Here is a 14,891-nt window from a genome sequence, read left to right on the forward strand (position 1 = left end):
TATACTGTCATTACCTTTAAATTAGATAATTTAACTCTAATATAAAAATTTATGAAATTTAAAATTTTTGACAATACTTTTCAAATAGTAGAAATAGCTACTCTAGCTATGCCATTACCAATTCAATATTCTTGTGCGCTGATATATCTGCCAATAAAGATTCTTAATGAGATTAATGAAGGTGTCCTTGTATATTTATTTTTAGCATGGTTAATGATGATGAATTTAATAGTACCGAAATTATAAACTCTATTTTAGAAAAAACTAACCATAAACAACTAAAGTACAATCGTAGTAATACATGTACTAAATGTCTTCTGTTTAGTGCATAGTATCAAGCATAACCTTACCTTAGAGCAAGCTTTTCCAGGAAATGAGAATGGTTCATATATGGCACTGTTACGCGTAATAACCCAAGAGATTATAAAAAAACTATGGCTATAAATCACGAAATACTCCCACAAGTATATTTCAACAATGAAGATGAAGAGTCTATGAAAATGTCCATAGCTTTTCAAACACTGGTAATTACCACAGTAAATATAATCAATCTAGTATTAGTAGAATTCATCAAGATGTAGATATTCCTTTTATCTGTTATGAAGCTAGTGATTAATGAAGAAGCTATTAATGTCGGTATTGCCGAAATACAAAGTGTAATACGTAAAATAGACTTATTTAAAGATCAAGAATTTATCCAACAAGTCAAACCATTAGTATCAGAAGATACTGAATGGACAGTCTCTGACAAACCAGGGATACTTAGAATAGAGATAGATCTTGGTACAAGGGTTAAAGAAAGCCAGAAAATAGGTAAGCTAATATGATCCATTTGGCAATGATGACGATATTTATATAAAGTCACCAATTGATGGCATCATACTCGGTATAAATAATTATCCAATGATTAAAGAAGGCGACCTAGTATTTAAAGTTTCATCTTTCCAAGAAGATAAGAAAGCAGAGGCAAAAATAGAAGATTGTGAATAAATAACAAAAGAAAATTTTAGTGATAAATAATAGATCATCTTTTTTAGCTATAGTTATATGGTTTACATGTACTGTATTTTTATGTACGAGTTCCTACTTCGAACAATACTATGAACATTTGAACACCAGATAATATCTGACCTAGATTTAACTGTCTTAACATTTAGTATTTTAAGCTCGACAGTATATCAACTCACCTATGGAGGTATTGCAAAATCCCTGTTAATATAATTACTAATAACTATGACTAAAAAAAGCACTTACACTAGCGGATATTTATTTGTGCTTTAGTAGTTGGTTTCTTGTTTTGCTGCTGTACTAATCTTATAGAATAATGATAGACTTTGGCACTTCTTTTTGCTTTTTATGTCTGCTATTGCTGTTTATGATTGGCTACCACATTAGCATATAGGGTCTTGGATTTTCACAGTTTATAGGTGTGCTAGGTCAGATGCTAGCTGCAGGACCACTAGAATCACCATCAGTGTTATAGACTGGCGTTATTTACTTATTTCCTTAGCAATTATTGGTATTGTTCTAGCTGATATAACTACTAGTAGTTTAAAATAATTATCAGTCAAGTAGTTGTGGTAAAAACAGATTTATCATTTTACAAATACCAAAGTCACTATTAACTGAAATGAAAAGTATATTCGCCAATAAACAAGTTTGGTTAATTGCAACTTTCTTAGCTAAAACTTATTTAGCAATTGAATATTTATCAGAAAATGCTACCAAAAGTTTTTTACAATTAAATGTCTTTGATACAAAATTTATCTCATATTTGATAACTCTAGCTTGGATATGGTATTAGCTACCATAGTTTAGGTGCAATATCTTATCTTATAAAAAGAAGAAAACCTGTGATGATTTTTGCACTTTGCCTAAATTTTATATCTTTACTAACAATAATATTTTTAACAATCAACCAAGGCCATACTCTATTTAGTTTTTATCTGCTTAGGTATATGTGCTAAGTGGGCAAAGCATTGCATTGGTTTTGCAATAATCGCTGAACAATCTAAATCTAGCTGCAGAGCTGCTGCTCTTGGAGTCAATAATTTCTTAATTATGTTATCTGTTAGTATTGGCTCACCAATAGTTAGTGGCATTTTTGACTTAGTATCAAATCAAGATAAAAATCCAACAATTGCAAGTTATCAAACCATCCTAAGTATCCTCCTAGGATTTATAGCTTTAGGTATGTTAATTAGTATATTTTTGATTAAAGAAACTTTCTGTCGCTCAACAAAAGAGGTTATATTTTAGATAAATCTAATATAGATCTTAGGATATACTTAAACTATAAAGACTAATTTCTCTAGTTCTATATTTCTCTACTACAGTAGTAAAGATTATAATAGTGCTTAATATAAAAGTTCGATCAAAAACATCCATATTTATCTCCTCAGTCAAAGGTCCACCATTTAGATAGACACTAAAAATAGCTCCACACAAGCCTATAACCATATTAACTATAGCTAATGTGGTTGCTTTAATCTGTGGTGGAAATATTTCCTCAACTACTAAAAACACCAAAAGCATACTCGATACACTCAAGACAATCACAAAAAAGATTATATATAAATTATCTACTAAAATAACAGTAAAATTATCACTACTGAAAATGCCCAATAGTAATAATATCGCAACTAGCATCCATACAATTTTTTTCATCAAATAAGATAGCAATAAAACTATGGGATGGACCTCCAACTAATCATCATCACACTTACTTTAGCTGCTAGATGCTGTGATAAACCATAAGCTTGTTATAAAAATTAAACATCATATAAATCATAAAAAAAACTACTATACCAATTATTAGACAGACATATATACTAAAAGCCAAAGTTTTTTATTTAAGAGTAATTTAAAACTTTGAGCAAAGCTTTGACATTTAAACTTATAATTATTACTATTACTAACACTAGTAGTAGGATAATTTAATAATACTATAATTACAACACTCCAAAATATCCTATCAATACTAAAGCCAACTGCCAACTATGCAGCATAACAAAATAACTCAAAACAGCTGATCAAATATCTCACCTAAAGCCTCTATAGTATTTGTAAGACCAACAGAAATTGTAAATGCTCTCTTAGATCAAACATCAGTGCTACTTTAAATGTATCAATGAAAAGCCACTTCTGATCCAATAGCTATAAGAATTCTACCTATAAGCATTATTAGCAGAGTTGGGTTATAAAATAGTAATATCTCAAATCATCACTAAGCATGATATTGATAACAATATTACATAACATCAACGTTTATTAAATATAATGTTGATAACTAATAATAGCAAGCTTAGCTTTTTACTTACTTAAAAAGCGCGCGACATCGACTAAACAGATCAAAAACTAAAATCGCGGATAATTTATTTTTTTACTAGCTCTTAGAAAAATCTAGATTGGTGGAATCGCTAACCTATTTACTGTTAAGTTTAGTTGCCGTTGGTCTTATAATAGTTAATAAAGAAACTGTTATGAACTTTGTTGTCTGGATCATTATCAATTAGCGCAACCTATTTTATGAAAGTGATTTATATCCAAGTACAAAATTATCATGGATATGTTACCGATATAAAATATTTTATTTTAGAATATATGAAACTATTGAACATGGTGATAAAAGAATAACTAGAAAACTCTTAAAATTTCCTAATACTATAGTAATTACAAGTATTATCACGACTTTTACTAGTGATGAAAATATTGTTTTGCATAAAGTACCTTGGATTATAGCTGCAGAAAAATCCTCTCTAAATTACCAAAAATCTTGAACAATTAATCAAAAGAATCATTGCTGATAAATATTTTTTAGTAGTTATTTCTCAAAAAAGCTTAGTTATTAGTAAAAATAAACTCAAGAATTGTGGTATTAATGATTTCAAACCATATATTGAAGTAAAAACTTTAGCTGATAAAGAGAATATTATAAATGTGCAAGCTAGTTTTTATTATATGTCGAACGTAAAAAAAAAGATTAAACAATTCTATACTCAAGAGCTTATCAAAGAAATTAGATCTGAGTTCTCTTCTTGATAAATTTATTAATGTAAAGATTAACTCCACTAATCCATAATGGGCTAAATAATAATGATAAAGATATTAATGTAATACAATACTGATACATTGTCGCACTTAAAATTCCAGAAACATAACCCATAGAAATCAGTACAAAGCTAAATTCTCCAATTTGCGATAACATTGCTCCACCTATCAAAGCCTCTTCAGTTCTCTGTCTTAAGGCTTTAAATATAAGCGCATTAATAGTCGTATTTAATAAATAAGCTAATAATAGAAGAGAAACAAATAAATATACATGATCCCAAAATAATTTTAAATCGATCAACATACCTACCGAAATAAAAAATAATGCCATAAATATCGTCTTAACAGTTGAAAGACTATGACCAACCCACTCTGTCTCTTCAAGAGTAGAAACAATCATTCCTCCAACAAAAGCTCCAAGGGCTGATGATAATTCTAATGACTCAGTAAGTGCTGCCATCCCAAAACAAATTACTAAAGCAGCAAAAACTCTCATTTCCTCATCTTTTCCCAATACAGAAATAAAAGATATTTTAATATTCTTTTTCACCGCCATAATTGCTGCTATAGATATTACAAGAATACCTCCCACAATCTGAATTACTATCTGACTAATTGATGGTTGCTCTCCACCTATTAGTCTTACAAGAATAAGCATCGGCACTACTGTTAAATCTTGGATTAGAAGAATCCCTAGGACATTTTGTCCTAAACGAGTTTTCATGCTACCACTATCATTTAATAATTTAAGTACTACAGCAGTACTACTTAAGCTAATAACTGCACCAAAAAGTAATATTTTTGCAAGGCTCCATCCTAGCGTTAGACCAATTATAGAAACAATTAGACTTGTTATAAGCATTTGCAATATTGTCCCAATAGTTGGAACTTTCCAATTTTCAGCAAACTTGCGTGGCGAAACCTCCATTCCTGCAAAGAATAATAATAAAATAACACCTATTTCACCTAATCTCGCAAGATTTTCTTGATCTTGAATTAATTTCAAACCATATGGTCCTAGTAATATCCCTGTTAGTAAATATGCAACTACATATGGCTGCTTTATTTTTTTTAAGACAATTGTAACTACTAGAATACCTAGCATTACAAAAACAAAAATTGGAATTAGAGGTTCGTTATGCATATTTTTATATTCTAAAAGAAATTAGAATAATGATACTGCATATATGTAATAAATTACACTAAGATGATTAATTTTTTCTAAATTATTTATTATATAGTGGTTGTTTATTTTTGATTATACATTATATAACTTTTTTACAGTCTTTTAGTAAATAAAATTAGATAAAATCTATACAATATCTTTAGAAAAACTTAAACTAGAATTCTATAGTATTTCTAATAATAGTTTAATAGTTCGATTAAATTAAAATCATGATCTTCTAACATAGATTGATCTTATCTTTCCAATATCTCCTATTCTATTTACTATTTCTTCTATAATTATTTTATAACCTCATTTAAATTAGTATCTACAATAAAGCATAAATTAGCGCCTACCTTCTTTTACATTTTGCGCTTTAGGCTCACTCACTACCTAATATTTTCTGCTCACCAAATTTTTAATACTACGCTGGTTTTGTTTAATATAATTTAGGTATTAAAACTTAGAAAGACACTACTTGATGATTTAGTTTTATTCAACATAGACCAGCTCAATAACTTAAAGTAACATTATTATTTAAGATCATTAGTTGTTAGAATACGGTCACCTCCTAAACCTTCTTTCATAGCTGCAAATGCTACATCATGTGCAATAGTACCATGTGGCGACCCACTTAGATCCTGGATAATATAAGGTACTATTCCATCATCGAACATATCCATAGCTGTTTTTAATAAACAAACATCTGAAAACAATCCAGCAAGATAGATTTTTGTTGGTTTAAGTTTTTTTATTAAGGCTTTAAGCTCGTCATTGTATACCGTATAGTTATGATGATTGGTAAAATGAACATTTTCTGGTAATTCTACACCATCAATCAGCTTTCTATCTTCTTCATTTTGAAAGTCAACCCATTTTAATTGAGTTTCAAAAAGAGAATTTTTTCTATTTTCGAACATTGCAAAATTAATATTATTGAAATAAGAATAAAACTTATTGAGATTTACGATTATAGCTCTAGCTTCAGGGCAATCAAAACCTTTTTGCATATCAATGACAACTAATAATTTAGACATATAACACCTTTATTAGTTAACTTATACGTTAGATACTATATAATCCTTGCAGCTTAATCAATATAATATCTTTATATTTTGCTAAAATATATAATAATAAAAAGTTATTAATTTGGAACCTATGAATAATTTAGAAGCAATCCTTGAACTTAAAACTATTGATGTTGCAAAAAAATTACTAGGGCATTTTTTAGTGAGTAAATATAATAATAAAATATTAGTAGGGAAAATAGTTGAAACCGAAGCGTATTTGTATAATGATCCAGCTTGTCACTCATATAAAAATAAAACAAAAAGAAATTCAATGATGTATGTACAAGCAGGTACTAGTTATGTATACTTTACCTATGGAATGCATTACTGTATCAATGTTGTGACATCAGATTTGGGGATTGGTGAGGCTGTACTTATAAGAGCACTCGAGCCAATAGCTGGAATTGCACAAATGCAGATTAATAGATCAAAAAAAATTCTAACAGATTTATGTTCAGGCCCAGCCAAATTAACACAGGCATTTAATATTACTTTAAAAGATAATGGCATTAAATTACTTGATATAAATAATCCTATTCATCTTATATATAATAATGATTTAATCAATGACAACGATATAGTTCAGGCACAAAGAATCGGTATATCAAAAGCAAAAGATATGCCATACAGATTCTATATCAAAGATAGTATTTTTGTATCGAAGAAATAATCTTTATACATGAAAATAATTAAAAACTAGATTAAATTTATAATTAAGTGATAAAATTTTAAATATATAACGTTATAAGTGAATTATTTAGATGTATCTACATAAAAAATATTCAGAAAAAAATTGGCAGTTTGTTATCATTTAATACATTATTATGGTTGAGATGACTTACTCGCTACAACATATATCAGCAAGGCTTCCAAATGGAGATATGATTATTACACCTACAATGTAACCTTTTATCAGGTTACTAAGAAAAATATTGTCACAGTAATACCTAACGGATAAATGTTTAATATAATAGATATAAAGTAATACCGCAAGCTGCTAATATCATTTAGAAACATATAAAGCTCGAAAGGATATTAATGCTATTGTACATACACATAGTAAATATGCTATGATGTCATATTCATTAGAATTGTGGTATGCAGTTTACTAATCAACAATCATTATGATTTGAAATAGAAAAGTTTGAACCATAACATAATTGATGAAATGAAATATTATCAAAAACAAAGTCTAGTACTTTCTCTACGTTGGATATTTCATTATTTAAATCAAATCCAGAAAGCTTAAGATTCAAGTTAGTATTTTGATTACATTCTTCTATAAATCTTTGCCATTCTATTAAATTAATATGCCCAAATAGATGTAAACTAAAATGTTCTATAACCATTTTTACATCAGAATTATAATTTTTTCTAAAATAGGTAAAAACTGCATAGTTCATAGTTTAAGAGAGGAGAAAAATATGACTATACAAGATATAGATAATACACTAGCTAAGTGGAAAAATGATTTATTAAAGATTTCTAAAACTTATAGCTTATGATAATCGTGAATTCTTTTTAGCCAACTTTTGCTTCTAAAAAATGTTTAGAAGAACTTATAGAGAATGCAGTATCTTATTTTGTTGCAGGCAATGATAGATATCCTGGAGATAATACTGGACCTATGGGCAATATCTATTAGAGTTTGAAAATGTAGGCTATATGTTTAAAACAATATTGGTTGGTTATGATGGGTAAAAAGCATTTAACTCAAACTAATGGCAACAAATTAGTAGTAAACTATACAATGGATTTCAAACTAAATGCTAAGGGTGAACTACAAATCGTACTTCATCATTCATCTTTACTTATATACTCCAGTATAATTGATAGATAAGATAAAACTTTTAAATGATACATAATACCTAAAAAAACAACAAAGTTGGGTTTTCTTAACAATATCATTCTCATGTGTTATGTCTCATCAATAGTGACCCAAATCACTATTAGAGATATGGCTATCAAGGTTGGGATCACTTAAAGAGCGGTCCTAAATATTTAAAGTAACCTAATAGAGACAGCTTATCTAACAGTTACAAAGATTGGTAGAAATAATCACTATGCTATTAATAAATAGAAAAAACTTAAAAACTTAGAAATCCTATAGAATAGTCATCGTAATATTGATGATTTCTTGAAGCCGTTAGCAATAAAAAAATCTTAATATAAACTTCCACTCATAAACGCTAATCTTTTAAACTAATAATAAATCTGCGTAAGTATCTATGTACTACATATATTCAAAGCTAATAAACAAAAACCTTGAACAATTTACATTATACTTCAACTTCTTGCATTTTGCAATCTTAGTTTTACTAGCTCATATAAGTTTTATTTAAGAGATTAATGATAATTAAATAAATAATAATTAATTAATAGTGAATACCTCTTTTCTAGAATGCTGCAAATAGCAAAAAAACAGCGATAAGCACACCACCACAGAGATATGTACATAAGCTTCCCAACTCAAACTATAATGAATATGTACAAAATTACTATCAATAATCTGAATAATAACTAAAATAGTTATAATAATATGTAAAAGGCGAAAATTTTTATCCTACGACTGTTATAAATATTGCCAAAATCATTCTAAGAATATTGCCAAAATCATTCTAAGGAAAAATATAGTTTTTAAAAAAAAATTGCATCTCATATTCTACTTTAAAAGTTAATAGCTTAACTAATATAAATATGATTTAGCTATCAATCATTGCATTCTCAACTAAACTATTATCAAGCTCTTTTTTTGGTTTTATATTTGAAACTAGCTTCAGTTTTTCAACTTGTCCTATTAGATTACCACGACCAGTTTTTAGTTTATTAAAAGCATTTTCGCAAGACTTATTAGCGTCATTTATAGACTTACCTACTTTTTCTAAATCTTCAACAAAATTAACAAATTTTTTATATATCTCTTCTAACCTAGTATATATATCTGTGATACTTTGAGCTTGTTTTTCATATCGCCAAGTATTTTCAACAGCACGAAGCGCGACTAGTAACGTAGTTGGACTAACAAGAATTATCTTTTGCTTAAATGCCTCATCATATAAGCTTGTGTCATTATCAAGAGCAAGTAATAAAGCTCCCTCTACTGGTATAAACATAAATATGAAATCTAATGAATTTATACCTTTTAGATTTTCATAGTTTTTATTGGCTAACCCTTTAATATGTTCTCTGATTGATCTAATATGAGCTTTTAGGAGAGAATGTTTGTAATCATCATCAGCCGCCATATAGTCATTATAAGCAAATAATGAAGTCTTAGCATCTATGATAATATCACGATTATCAGGTAGTTTGACAACGACATCAGGTCGATATACTTTACCCTCATCATCTGTAGTATGCTTCTCTATAAAATACTCAAAACCTTCTCTAAGCCCTGATTTTTCAAGAACATTTTTAAGTACCATCTCACCCCATATACCTTGCTTTTTAGTACTACTTCTCAGGGCATTTGTGAGATTATGTGCCTCTGTGGTCATTTTTTGATTAAGTTCTTTAAGAGTTTTTAGCTCATTTTGTAGTGCATTTCTGGCGTTAGATTCTTTATCATAAACATCTTCAACTTTTTGTTTAAAATCTCTTAATTGCTCTTTGACAGGATTTAAGATACTATTTAAACTTTCTTGATTTCGTTCAGAGAGTTTTTTTGAACTATCTTCAAAAATTTTATTAGCTAAATTTTCAAACTCAGATTTGAGCTTTGTTTCACTATTTTGTAATAATTCTATTTTTTCTCTTAGAGCATTATTTTGCTCTTTAAGTTGAGTTTCAAGTGTTGCTATTTGTGATTTATAATTTTTTATCTCCTCAATATAGTTATAAGCTTTATTTCTCTCTAATTTTAACTCTAGTTTTAGTTCATCTATGCGTTGTGCGCTATCATGCTTTAATTCTGTATTCTTTTGTTTTTCTTGATTTAGTAGTATATCAAATGTAACTTCTTTACTTCTTAGTGATACTAGCTCCTCTTGTGTAGAGTTTTTATATTGCTCAAATGCTTGACAGATATTATCAACTTGTACAGATTTTTTTTTAAGCAATATAAAAAGAATTACAAATATAACTATTACAAAAATACTAATTAATCCAATTACAACTATCATTAATTTAAATCCTCAATCATATATAAATTAAAATTCACTTATTATTAATTTTATTCTTCAAACATAAGTAGTTTTTTTACTAAAAGTAAAGATAATAAAGAGTAGAAAATCATAAATAGAAACCAAAACTAAAGTAATAACAAATATAAAAGTATAAGAAATATGCATAAGCTGAATATAATATTTTACTTTTATCTCTTAATAGTAATACCTCTTCTCTTGAAATCAAGACTATGCAACACGCTATTGCTAAAGTGAACATATTTGTAGTAAATGAGTTATATGATGTATCAAAGTTACTTATCAGTAGTATATAAATGATTAGAAAGCTATATCTCCTTACTAAAAATAATATCATCAAACTTCAAATATGCAAATAATAAATACCCAGATGTTATGATGATAAAGGCCATAAGTTTACAATGATCATATACTTGTGTTAGTACGTTTATATTTTTTATCTTCTCAAATGAGCTATTTAACATTCCACTCTAGTTATTATTATTTTTTTAGATTATCTCTTTGATCTTATTGACCCTTGTAAAGCTTTACGAATTACTTCCGCAGCTGTAGTTGTATCACACATAGCATAGAGAGCCATTTTCTCAGCATCTTTTTGCTTATAACCCAAGGCTAACAATGCATCAACAGATTCGTTAAATATTGAGTTTGCTAAGACTGTAGGTGTTGGTGTTTGTTGTGCTTGTGAATCTAGATTAGCTGTAGTAGAACCTAAAGATTGAGCATAAATCTCATTAGCCATTTTCAATAATTTATCGTAAATTTCTACAACCAGACGCTCTGCTGTTTTCTTACCAATACCAGGAACTGTAGCTAATAAAGCGTAATCTTTATTTTCGATACAATGTAATAGCTTTTTTGAATCCATCCCAGATAAAATAGCAATAGCTGTTCTAGATCCTATACCATTGACTTTAATTAACTCTTGAAAAACTTTCTTATCAACTTTTGATTTAAATCCATAGAGCTGCTGAGCATCTTCACGAACTACAAAATGTGTATAAAGACTAACCTGACTATCAATATCACCTAATGTATAAAATGTTGTCATCGGTACAAAAACCTCATAACCAATACCATTTACATCAATAAGTAAAGATGTTGGATCTTTCTCTATCAATACACCTTTTATAAAACTTATCATCAATAATATTCCTTAGTTGCTCTGAACTGTTTATAATTTTAAGCTTACTATAAGTGCTACTAGAAAAGCGATAGGAAGAATTGAAAGAGCTAGCGAAATATCTAAATTAAAACTATTAACTAATACCCCAACAATAATCGGCACGATAAACCCTGAAAACATTACTACAGTGTTATTTATACCAAAAAATATAGATTTAGGCTTTCGTTCCATGTAGTTTGCTATCACCGTAAATGAAAGTGTCTGACCAGCAGCAGCACAACCAATCAATAATAATAAAATCATACTTATTATTTGATTTAAATGTAAAAATAACAATGAACAAACACAGATAAATCCTAGTAAAGAAACCACAAATAGCATATTTATCTTATCTTTAAACTTATCATACATTAGACCAAAAAAAGGACTTCCAATACCAAGACCTAACCACAAAAAAGCCATAGAATAAGAAGCTTGAGTGATACTAAGCCCCTTAGTTTCTAATAAGCTAACTCCCCAAATAGCTCCTAATGTAGGTATAGAACAGTAAATAAAGAAAGCATAGAAATATATAGTAATTAATTTTTTATTTAAAAGATTACTTTTTATCTCATTTAATTCTTGTTTGCTCAAAGTTTCTACAGTTTTAGCACCCTCTTTAACAAAAACCAGAATTAATGCTGCTAGAAAAATTCCTACGATAGCTGATATTAATATTACTAATCTCCAACTATCCAAATAATTTACAAGAAATAGTAATGGACCGCCAGCTAAAATAGGCCCTAAAGTCCCTAAGATTTGTGTAGATCCAGATAAAATACCCATATACCTCATCGGGAACCATTGTGTTGATATTATTAATAAACCTAAGAAACCAAAAGCAGCACCGATACCCATTAGGCATCTTGCAAAAACAGCCACATATAAGCTAGATGTTAGTGAAAAAAGTAATGCTCCTAAAGCACAAGTGATAGTAGCAAAAAATAATGATTTTTTTATACCATACTTATCAAATAAAAAGCCTACTGGCACTTGTAATAATGAATAGCATAGGTAAAAAGCTCCACCAAACAATGAAAAACTAAAAGCTGTCGCATGAAAACTATCAACTATATCTTGATGGAGTGAATTTGGCAACACCCTTAGAAAAAATTCATAAAAGAAAAATGTAGCGCCGATAAGCCATATTGTACAAGCTCGAATATAATACCTTGTGCCCATATAAAATTAATACTGTTATTTTTTTATGATAAAGCTATTATAGGTTTGACATCAAACTTAGACAAATATTTTTTTGATATTTTATTTAATTCTCTTTTGAGAAACTCGGCTCGCTCCAGAGATTTTTGCCAATGATTTACTACTATGATAATGACATATTGCTATTGCTAAAGCATCTGCTGCATCTTCTGGAGGCTTTTTGCTCAAACCTAACAAAGACTGTATCATATGCTGAACTTGTGATTTAGCAGCTCCTCCTGTACCTACTACAGCTTGTTTTATTTGTTTGGCTGAATATTCGCTAACCTCTAGATTATTAATTGCTAGCGTACACATAGCCACCCCTCTAGCTTGTCCTAGTTTAATAGCTCCCATAGGATTATGAAACATAAATATTTGTTCAATAGCAGCCTCAGTCGGTGCATATATATTTATAATCTGTGTTATACTATTAGCAATCTGCTTGAGTCTTCTTGCCATAGTTGTTTCTGTAATACGAATACAGCCACTTGCGACATAATAGATTTTATTATCTTGGACTTTTATGACTCCGAAACCTGTTATCCTTGAGCCTGGATCTATTCCTAAAATAACCATTTAATACTTATTATCACCCTATGACTACAAGATTTTACTATAGCTTAATAACAATTAGAAAACTATCAATAATGATAGTCGAATAAAAAAGTCTAACCAAGTTGCTTGATTAGCTCTTGAGTAAAGTTAACATTTGAATAAACATTTTGTACATCATCTAAATCTTCTAGCTTATCAATAAGTGCCATAACTTTCTCTGCGGTTTCTACATCTAATTCTACTTTTGTCTCAGCATCAAAAGTAACTTCAGCACTTTCAGAATTAAAACCATTTTCGATTAAAGCCTCTTGTATATCAGAAAAATCATGTGGATCTATGTATACATCTATACTACCATCTTCATGAGTGATTATATCTTCTGCACCAGCTTCCAAAGCAACCTCCATCAATATATCCTCATCTACACCAGGTGAAAATGAGATGATTCCTCTTTTAGTAAACATATATGCAACCGAACCATCTGTACCAAGATTACCACCACTTTTCGTAAATGCATGACGCACCTCACTAACAGTACGATTACGGTTATCAGTCATACAGTCAACAATAATTGCTACACCACCAGGACCATAACCTTCATAACGAACTTCTTCTACATTTCCACTTTCATCACCACCTGCACCTTTTACTACAGCTCTTTCGATAGTGTCTTTACTCATATTATTTGCTAGAGCAGTTGTTATTGCAGCTCTTAAACGTGGATTAGCATCTTTATCACCACCACCTAATCTTGCAGCAACAATTATTTCTCTAATTATCTTTGTGAAGATTTTACTACGTTTTGCATCTTCTTTTGCCTTTTTATGCTTAATATTAGCCCATTTACTGTGACCTGCCATTTTTGCACCTTTTCTCTAAATATAACTAACTACTTTTTCTACTAATTTTTCAATTCCTTGAGCTGCCTCTAAGATATTTCTTGCACACATATATGCTGGGGTTGACACAACTTTTACACTCTCATCAATACAAATATCCTTAGCATCCATAATTATAGCTTCAGCACCTTTTTTTGCTAGTATAGCTGTGATATTTTCATCTGTACCAACAGTAGCTTTTGTACCTTCTCGATATACCAAAGGTATCATCAATGGTGCTATACATATATAACCAGCAGGTTTATCAGCTAGATAAAATGCTCGTGCAAATTTTAAAACTTCTTCATCCATTTGATAGCTATCATCACCAACAAAAGCAAAATCCATAATATTTTTCGCCGCGCCAAAACCACCTGGGAAGATTACAGCATCATAATCATCGCTATCTGCATCAGCTATATCGATAACATTACCTCTGGTAATGCGTGCTGATTCTTCAAGAATATTACGTGCTGATGCTTTGCTATCTACAGACTGATGCAAATGATTAATCACCTGCTTTTGATCTGTATTTAGCGCAACACCCTGCCATTCTACACCTTGTTTCTCTAATGCTAATATTGTTAATACAGTTTCATATATTTCTGAACCATCAAGATAACCACATCCGGATAATACTACCGCTACTTTTGCCATTTTATT

General features: G+C 29.3%; 12 protein-coding genes and 6 pseudogenes. 7 read left to right on the plus strand and 11 right to left on the minus strand.

From position 1 onward, the window contains the following. Window positions 1-51 precede the first annotated feature (51 nt). Both FSC845_RS06375 and FSC845_RS09155 read left to right on the plus strand, forming a co-directional pair. A pseudogene (locus tag FSC845_RS06375) lies at window positions 52-990 on the plus strand (succinylglutamate desuccinylase/aspartoacylase family protein). A 640-nt stretch (window positions 991-1,630) separates the two neighbouring features. Further along, window positions 1,631-1,804 (plus strand): hypothetical protein, encoded by a 174-nt coding sequence (locus FSC845_RS09155; RefSeq protein ID WP_236940286.1) that lies wholly within the window; start codon window positions 1,631-1,633, stop codon window positions 1,802-1,804. Window positions 1,805-1,931: 127 nt separating this feature from the next. Here FSC845_RS09155 and FSC845_RS09160 read toward each other — a convergent pair whose 3' ends face one another. Both FSC845_RS09160 and FSC845_RS09800 read right to left on the minus strand, forming a co-directional pair. Beyond that, window positions 1,932-2,102, minus strand: a complete 171-nt coding sequence (locus FSC845_RS09160) for a hypothetical protein (protein WP_227806591.1) — start codon at window positions 2,100-2,102, stop codon at window positions 1,932-1,934. Window positions 2,103-2,277: 175 nt separating this feature from the next. Continuing rightward, window positions 2,278-3,251, minus strand: a pseudogene (locus tag FSC845_RS09800) (MFS transporter); the annotation flags it as partial. Between the two features lie 28 nt (window positions 3,252-3,279). Between FSC845_RS09800 and FSC845_RS09805 the strand changes: the two are divergent. After that, window positions 3,280-3,700 (plus strand): annotated as a pseudogene (locus FSC845_RS09805) (mechanosensitive ion channel domain-containing protein). A 318-nt stretch (window positions 3,701-4,018) separates the two neighbouring features. Here FSC845_RS09805 and FSC845_RS06395 read toward each other — a convergent pair. After that, a complete protein-coding gene (locus tag FSC845_RS06395; protein ID WP_064461186.1) occupies window positions 4,019-5,194 on the minus strand; it encodes a cation:proton antiporter in 1,176 nt (391 codons plus the stop codon). Window positions 5,195-5,748: 554 nt separating this feature from the next. Further along, window positions 5,749-6,252 carry an isochorismatase family protein gene (locus FSC845_RS06400; protein ID WP_064461187.1) on the minus strand — a complete coding sequence of 168 codons (504 nt, stop codon included), beginning with the start codon at window positions 6,250-6,252 and terminating at the stop codon, window positions 5,749-5,751. Window positions 6,253-6,373: 121 nt separating this feature from the next. Here FSC845_RS06400 and FSC845_RS06405 point away from each other — a divergent pair, with 121 nt between their 5' ends. Beyond that, entirely contained in the window at window positions 6,374-6,955 is a 582-nt protein-coding gene (locus tag FSC845_RS06405; RefSeq protein WP_064461188.1) for a DNA-3-methyladenine glycosylase, read from the plus strand. A 108-nt stretch (window positions 6,956-7,063) separates the two neighbouring features. Further along, window positions 7,064-7,410 (plus strand): annotated as a pseudogene (locus FSC845_RS07625) (class II aldolase/adducin family protein); the annotation flags it as partial. Here the strand turns inward: FSC845_RS07625 and FSC845_RS06410 are convergent. Continuing rightward, window positions 7,398-7,678 (minus strand): annotated as a pseudogene (locus tag FSC845_RS06410) (amidohydrolase family protein); the annotation flags it as partial. The pseudogenes FSC845_RS07625 and FSC845_RS06410 sit on opposite strands and share 13 nt — an antisense overlap. A gap of 300 nt (window positions 7,679-7,978) precedes the next feature. Here FSC845_RS06410 and FSC845_RS08350 point away from each other — a divergent pair. After that, window positions 7,979-8,125, plus strand: a complete 147-nt coding sequence (locus FSC845_RS08350) for a hypothetical protein (protein ID WP_193789263.1) — start codon at window positions 7,979-7,981, stop codon at window positions 8,123-8,125. Window positions 8,126-8,156: 31 nt separating this feature from the next. Continuing rightward, window positions 8,157-8,452, plus strand: a pseudogene (locus tag FSC845_RS09170) (ArsR family transcriptional regulator); the annotation flags it as partial. A gap of 535 nt (window positions 8,453-8,987) precedes the next feature. Here the strand turns inward: FSC845_RS09170 and rmuC are convergent. From rmuC to elbB, 6 genes are all read right to left on the minus strand, one after another. Beyond that, the gene (rmuC, locus tag FSC845_RS06420; RefSeq protein ID WP_064461190.1) at window positions 8,988-10,406 is read right to left on the minus strand and encodes a DNA recombination protein RmuC; all 1,419 of its coding nucleotides are present in this window, start codon (window positions 10,404-10,406) and stop codon (window positions 8,988-8,990) included. Between the two features lie 514 nt (window positions 10,407-10,920). Continuing rightward, a complete protein-coding gene (gene ruvA / locus FSC845_RS06425; protein WP_064461191.1) occupies window positions 10,921-11,571 on the minus strand; it encodes a Holliday junction branch migration protein RuvA in 651 nt (216 codons plus the stop codon). Between the two features lie 30 nt (window positions 11,572-11,601). Further along, the gene (locus tag FSC845_RS06430; RefSeq protein ID WP_064461192.1) at window positions 11,602-12,774 is read right to left on the minus strand and encodes an MFS transporter; all 1,173 of its coding nucleotides are present in this window, start codon (window positions 12,772-12,774) and stop codon (window positions 11,602-11,604) included. An 81-nt stretch (window positions 12,775-12,855) separates the two neighbouring features. After that, on the minus strand, window positions 12,856-13,371 hold the full coding sequence (gene ruvC / locus FSC845_RS06435; protein ID WP_064461193.1) for a crossover junction endodeoxyribonuclease RuvC: 516 nt from the start codon (window positions 13,369-13,371) through the stop codon (window positions 12,856-12,858). Between the two features lie 92 nt (window positions 13,372-13,463). Beyond that, the gene (locus tag FSC845_RS06440; protein ID WP_064461194.1) at window positions 13,464-14,210 is read right to left on the minus strand and encodes a YebC/PmpR family DNA-binding transcriptional regulator; all 747 of its coding nucleotides are present in this window, start codon (window positions 14,208-14,210) and stop codon (window positions 13,464-13,466) included. A gap of 15 nt (window positions 14,211-14,225) precedes the next feature. After that, entirely contained in the window at window positions 14,226-14,885 is a 660-nt protein-coding gene (gene elbB / locus FSC845_RS06445; RefSeq protein WP_064461195.1) for an isoprenoid biosynthesis glyoxalase ElbB, read from the minus strand. Window positions 14,886-14,891 lie beyond the last annotated feature (6 nt).

The organism is Francisella persica ATCC VR-331 (genome assembly GCF_001653955.1).
Taxonomy (GTDB): Bacteria; Pseudomonadota; Gammaproteobacteria; order Francisellales; family Francisellaceae; genus Francisella; species Francisella persica.

Coding starts and splice junctions, on each gene's coding strand:
- FSC845_RS09155 (WP_236940286.1), top strand. CDS start 1,631: ATGAAAAGTATATTCGCCAATAAACAAGTTTGGTTAATTGCAACTTTC.
- FSC845_RS09160 (WP_227806591.1), bottom strand. CDS start 2,102: ATGCCACTAACTATTGGTGAGCCAATACTAACAGATAACATAATTAAG.
- FSC845_RS06395 (WP_064461186.1), bottom strand. CDS start 5,194: ATGCATAACGAACCTCTAATTCCAATTTTTGTTTTTGTAATGCTAGGT.
- FSC845_RS06400 (WP_064461187.1), bottom strand. CDS start 6,252: ATGTCTAAATTATTAGTTGTCATTGATATGCAAAAAGGTTTTGATTGC.
- FSC845_RS06405 (WP_064461188.1), top strand. CDS start 6,374: ATGAATAATTTAGAAGCAATCCTTGAACTTAAAACTATTGATGTTGCA.
- FSC845_RS08350 (WP_193789263.1), top strand. CDS start 7,979: ATGGGTAAAAAGCATTTAACTCAAACTAATGGCAACAAATTAGTAGTA.
- rmuC (WP_064461190.1), bottom strand. CDS start 10,406: ATGATAGTTGTAATTGGATTAATTAGTATTTTTGTAATAGTTATATTT.
- ruvA (WP_064461191.1), bottom strand. CDS start 11,571: ATGATAAGTTTTATAAAAGGTGTATTGATAGAGAAAGATCCAACATCT.
- FSC845_RS06430 (WP_064461192.1), bottom strand. CDS start 12,774: ATGGGCACAAGGTATTATATTCGAGCTTGTACAATATGGCTTATCGGC.
- ruvC (WP_064461193.1), bottom strand. CDS start 13,371: ATGGTTATTTTAGGAATAGATCCAGGCTCAAGGATAACAGGTTTCGGA.
- FSC845_RS06440 (WP_064461194.1), bottom strand. CDS start 14,210: ATGGCAGGTCACAGTAAATGGGCTAATATTAAGCATAAAAAGGCAAAA.
- elbB (WP_064461195.1), bottom strand. CDS start 14,885: ATGGCAAAAGTAGCGGTAGTATTATCCGGATGTGGTTATCTTGATGGT.